The organism is Desulfovibrio sp. 1188_IL3213, from assembly GCF_036763145.1.
Classification (GTDB): Bacteria; Desulfobacterota; Desulfovibrionia; order Desulfovibrionales; family Desulfovibrionaceae; genus Desulfovibrio.
Map to the genome: position 1 here is coordinate 1 of NZ_JBAIYR010000536.1, position 1,348 is coordinate 1,348.

General features: G+C 58.5%; 2 protein-coding genes. Both read right to left on the reverse strand.

The features are described 5' to 3' along the window. Positions 1–826: homocysteine S-methyltransferase family protein (locus V6C16_RS13370; protein WP_333543450.1), on the reverse strand; the 826-nt coding region annotated here is incomplete at its 3' end. Between the two features lie 20 nt (positions 827–846). Further along, positions 847–1,348, reverse strand: a 502-nt coding sequence (locus tag V6C16_RS13375; RefSeq protein WP_333543451.1) for a hypothetical protein, incomplete at its 5' end; no start/stop codon positions are given.

The following is a 1,348-nucleotide window of genomic DNA, read 5'->3' on the forward strand; positions in this document are numbered from 1 at the left end:
CGCAGCAGCCGCCCAGCACCTGCGCGCCCATATGGGCAAACGAGGCTGTTTTGCGGGCAAAGTCTTCGGGGCCTAACGGGAACACAGTTTGCGTTCCCCGCAGTTCGGGCAGGCCCGCATTGGGTTCGGCCATGACCGGGCAGGCGCACACGCCCAAAAGCTCGGCAACCACAGGCTCCATCTGCTCCGGGCCAAGGCTGCAGTTGGTCCCCACCACGTCCACACCCATGTTTTGCATGGTTTCGGCAAAAATGGCGGGGGTTGAGCCAGTAAGGCTCACGCCCTGCTCAAACGTCATGGAAACCATTACGGGCAGGTCACAGACCTGCCTGGCGGCCACTACGGCAGCCCTGGCTTCGGCCAGGTCGAACTGGGTTTCAATAAAAATAAGATCAGCGCCGCCGGCCACAAGCCCTCGGATCTGCTGGGCAAAAACATCAATAAGCTCGGCAGGCTCTACAGGCCCCAAAGGCTTGGCAAAGTGGCCGGTAGGCCCCACGTTGCCCGCCACGAAGACAGGGCGTCCCTCCGGGCGCGGCACATCGGCCGCAGCCGCGCGCGCCACCGAGGCCATGCGCTTGTTAAAAGAAAAAACATCAAGCCCTTTCGGCAGCTTGTAGGCATTGCCTCCGAATGTGCATGATGTAAGCAGGTCAACGCCCGCCTTGAGGTAGGACGCATGGATGCCCCGCAGGATGTCGGGATTTGCCATGCAAAATTCTTCCGGGCTTGTACCTGCGGGAAGACCGGAGGCCTGAAGCATGGTACCCATGGCGCCGTCAAGCAAAAGAGGGCGTCCCGAACCGAGCGCTTGTCTGAAAGTCATGAATGCCGCCACCTTGGCCGTCATAGTTTACTGGAAAAAGCAAGCCTTTCCCGGCTGCCGCGCAAAGCCCGTCTTTGCTTTCCAAGCGTAATGCCTGTATGGTATGCAAACGTTCCGGCAGCTGCGGGTTTTCCACAGGAGCGGAAGCCGCGGGCATGTTCATCAAAAAATGATGGCCTGCGCAACCAGCAAACTGTCCTGAAAATCCCGGTCCGAAAGGCCGGGCGCGACAAGCCCGCCGTAACGGCCGCACCTGCAATCAACGGACGGCTGTTCTTTGCCCCGATGAATAATATTGAAAAGAATAAACCAAAACTATAGCATACAGACATTGCAGCGCTTTTGAAAGCGCCAATGCCTGAGTATGGATAAAATGAAAAAAAATAGCAAGATAACCCCGAGCAAAACCAAGGCAGCAGCAGCGGCAAAAGGCAAAAAAACCGCGCTTCCGGTGGAGGTTGTCGCGCCTGAAGCCACTCCCCCGAAGCCTTCCGCCCCGGCAGGGGCAGCGGCCGGCAAGAC